The organism is Aeromonas sp. 25-AL00135, assembly GCF_054052385.1.
This window is the reverse complement of sequence record NZ_JBSTYQ010000039.1, coordinates 1-3028: the sequence shown is the minus strand read 5'-3', so window position 1 is coordinate 3028 and position 3028 is coordinate 1. Positions and strand designations below refer to the sequence as shown.

At 54.8% G+C, this 3028-nt stretch carries 2 protein-coding genes and 1 pseudogene; 1 reads left to right on the top strand and 2 read right to left on the bottom strand.

Annotation, left to right across the window (positions count from 1 at the left end):
- Positions 1-254, top strand: a pseudogene (locus ACW5XC_RS20340) (DDE-type integrase/transposase/recombinase); the annotation flags it as partial.
- A 184-nt stretch (positions 255-438) separates the two neighbouring features.
- On the opposite strand, the gene ACW5XC_RS20335 reads toward ACW5XC_RS20340, so the two are convergent.
- Entirely contained in the window at positions 439-1911 is a 1473-nt protein-coding gene (locus ACW5XC_RS20335) for an inorganic phosphate transporter (protein WP_042054396.1), read from the bottom strand.
- Positions 1912-2288: 377 nt separating this feature from the next.
- On the bottom strand, positions 2289-2870 hold the full coding sequence (gene dcd, locus ACW5XC_RS20330) for a dCTP deaminase (RefSeq protein ID WP_005336719.1): 582 nt from the start codon (positions 2868-2870) through the stop codon (positions 2289-2291).
- Positions 2871-3028 lie beyond the last annotated feature (158 nt).

Sequence of the window (3028 nt, the reverse complement as noted above, 5' to 3'; positions counted from 1 at the left end):
AGATAGTGGGCCATCACGTGCACGAAGGGATGCATGCCGAATCGGTGGCGATGGCGTTCAAGAAAGCGCTGAAGCAACGGCGTGGCGGCGGGGAGCTAATCCATCACTCAGACCGCGGCGTACAGTATTGCTCGGGACTGTATCAATCATTACATGAACGGTACGGGGTGAAATGCTCGATGACGGATGGGTATGACTGTTACCAGAATGCGTTGGCGGATCGGGTGAACGGGATTTTGAAGGGAGTGTTGCTACAGGAAAACGCCCTGCTTTCTCCTGTATTTGCGCTTGTATATCTCTGAGAAAGTTCATTCAAAGCGTTAATTTTTAGCATCACACCTATTGATAATTTTAATGCACAACTTTGTTTGTTGGCATATTAAAGAGAATCGCAGATATGAAAAAAGGGCCCGCGGGCCCTTAGAAAAAATAGCGATGTTATCCACCAAACAGATGGTGGCTGACGATGAACAGGCCGCCGGAGAGCAGCATTGTCAGCGGCAGGGTCAGCACCCAGGCCATCAGGATGGTCTTGATGGTCTGGCTCTGCAGGCCGGATTTGTTGGCAATCATGGTCCCCGCCACCGCAGAAGAGAGGATGTGGGTGGTGGACACCGGCATACCAGTCAGACTGGCGACCCCGATGGAGGTTGCTGCCGTGATCTGGGCCGCGATGCCCTGGCTGTAGGTCATACCGGTCGTGCCGATCTTCTCGCCCACGGTATGAACGATACGACGCCAGCCCACCATGGTGCCGCAACCCAGCGCCAGCGCGATGGAGACGATCACCCAGGTCGGTGCGTATTCAGCGGTCGCGGTCAGGTCCTTGCGCCATTTGGCCAGATCAGTCAGCTCCTTGGCTGGCAGCGGCAGCTTGGCAACCTTGCGGGCGGTGTCATCGATACAGAGCAGCAGACGACGCACTTCGCGGCGGTCGGTCAGGCTCATCTGATCATAAGTACGCACGGCCCCCAGACGGGCATCCAGGGTGGCCATCGCCTGCAGCACGCCATCTGCGGAGCAGTGGGTCATCAGCTCTTCCTGAGCCGTTGCCGGTGCAGAGAAGTTGATAACGCCAGAGAGAGCAGACTGGTTGCGCTGGTAGATCTCCATGATGCGCTGGTTGGCATCCTGGGTCCGGTCCAGATCATAGGCACGGCTGTTCATGTCCAGTGCGAAATAGGCAGGCGCCATACAGATCAGCACCAGCATCACCAGACCGATGCCCTTCTGGCCATCGTTGGAGCCGTGCACGAAGCTGACGCCCATGGCCGAGGCCACCAGGGTCAGACGCGCCCAGAACGGCGGGTGTTTCTTGCCATCCACCAGCTGGCGCTCTTCCGGCGTTTTGTGGATCTTGTTGCTGGTCCAGATGCGCTTCATCGCCAGCAGCAGCAGCGCCGCGATGATGAAGCCGATGGTGGGAGAGATGATGAGGGAAAGCATGATGTCGATTGCTTTGCCCACGTTAATCCCTTCTGTCACCGGTTTATGGGTGATCCAGGCATAGGCACCGCCTACCCCCAGAATGGAACCGATCAAGGTATGTGAACTGGAGGCCGGGATCCCGAAGAACCAGGTGCCCAGGTTCCACACGATGGCGGAAAACAGCAAGGAGAAGACCATGATCAACCCTTGGGTGGAGTCCATCCCAAGCAGCAGGTCGATGGGCAGCAGATGGACAATGGCATAGGCCACACCCAACCCACCAAACATGACGCCAAAAAAGTTGAAGATCCCCGATGCAACGACCGCCAGGTGAGCTGGCATCGCCTTGGTATAGATAACCGTTGCTACCGCGTTGGCGGTATCGTGAAAGCCGTTGATAAATTCATAGGCAAGCACAAAAAAAACGGCCAATACCAAACCGATTGACCACCACAAACCCAAACCACTAAACATTTCAAACATAAAAAAAAGCCTGTTTATGAGTTGCGGCGGATTATGCCAGATGGCGGCCAACACCATAGCCACCATTGAAATATTTCAGCCATAAAAAAAAAGAGCTTTTTGGAAAAAAATATCCTAGAGCCAGTCTTCATGCGGCTTGCCATCGATTAATTAAAGCCATCAATGATTGCGGGAAAGGGCAAAAATAGCTGACAATTAAGCCAATAATTTCATTTTTATGACGTTTTTATGACAGAAAAACGGGCTAAAGTGGTGATAAAACGTCCCTGCCCCGTCAATCTCATCCGACCAGCACCATCAGCCCCATATCCGTTTGATTCCAGATGCAAAAAGGGAGCACCTTGTGCTCCCTTGCATCGTTGCCGTGTTGCCAGTTATCAGTCCTGATTGATACGACTGGCAACGGCGCCCTGTTGGCTCTTGTACTTGGCATTTTCCCGCTTGTTGTAGGGTCGGGCCGCGACGCCGGAGAGCATCTCGAAGTTCAAGGCGCCAATTTTCATCTTCGGGCGCAGTGCCAGCGGCAGTTTGCCGCCATTGTAGAACTCCAGCACGATGCGACCGGACCAACCCGGATCGATGCGGTGTGCCGTCACGTGCACCATCAGACCCAGCCGCGCCAGTGAAGAGCGGCCATCCAGCCAGCCGACAATATCGGCAGGCAGGGTGACGGATTCGTAGGTCACCGCCAGCGCCAGCTGACCCGGGTGCAGGTAGAAGGCTTCGCCATCGGGGATGTGGATCTCGTCACTCATCACCCGATCGATGGCATCGGCCATCTCGCTGCTCGGGCCGCTCAGGTCGATATAGGGTGCGGTATGATCGCGAAACACCCGAAACTCGTTACCCAGCAGCACATCGACACTGACACCACTGATCCGCTCTACCCCGGGCCGTGGCTCAATGACGATCTTGCCTTCATCCAGATGGCGTTCAATATCGGTATCACACAGACGCATTGGGCGACTCTCCTGACAAATTGTGCTTTTAAAAAAGCCGGGCATCACCCGGCTTGTTTCATCTTAATGTCCCGTCCTGAATATGGTTTACACCTTTCCCCCCAATAAATGGAGAACCCGATGGGACAAGGTGTGAAACGGACACAGCGCGATTACTC

Excerpts from the sequence above, each read along its gene's own strand:
- ACW5XC_RS20335 (WP_042054396.1), bottom strand. The coding sequence starts at position 1,911 with ATGTTTGAAATGTTTAGTGGTTTGGGTTTGTGGTGGTCAATCGGTTTG.
- dcd (WP_005336719.1), bottom strand. The coding sequence starts at position 2,870 with ATGCGTCTGTGTGATACCGATATTGAACGCCATCTGGATGAAGGCAAG.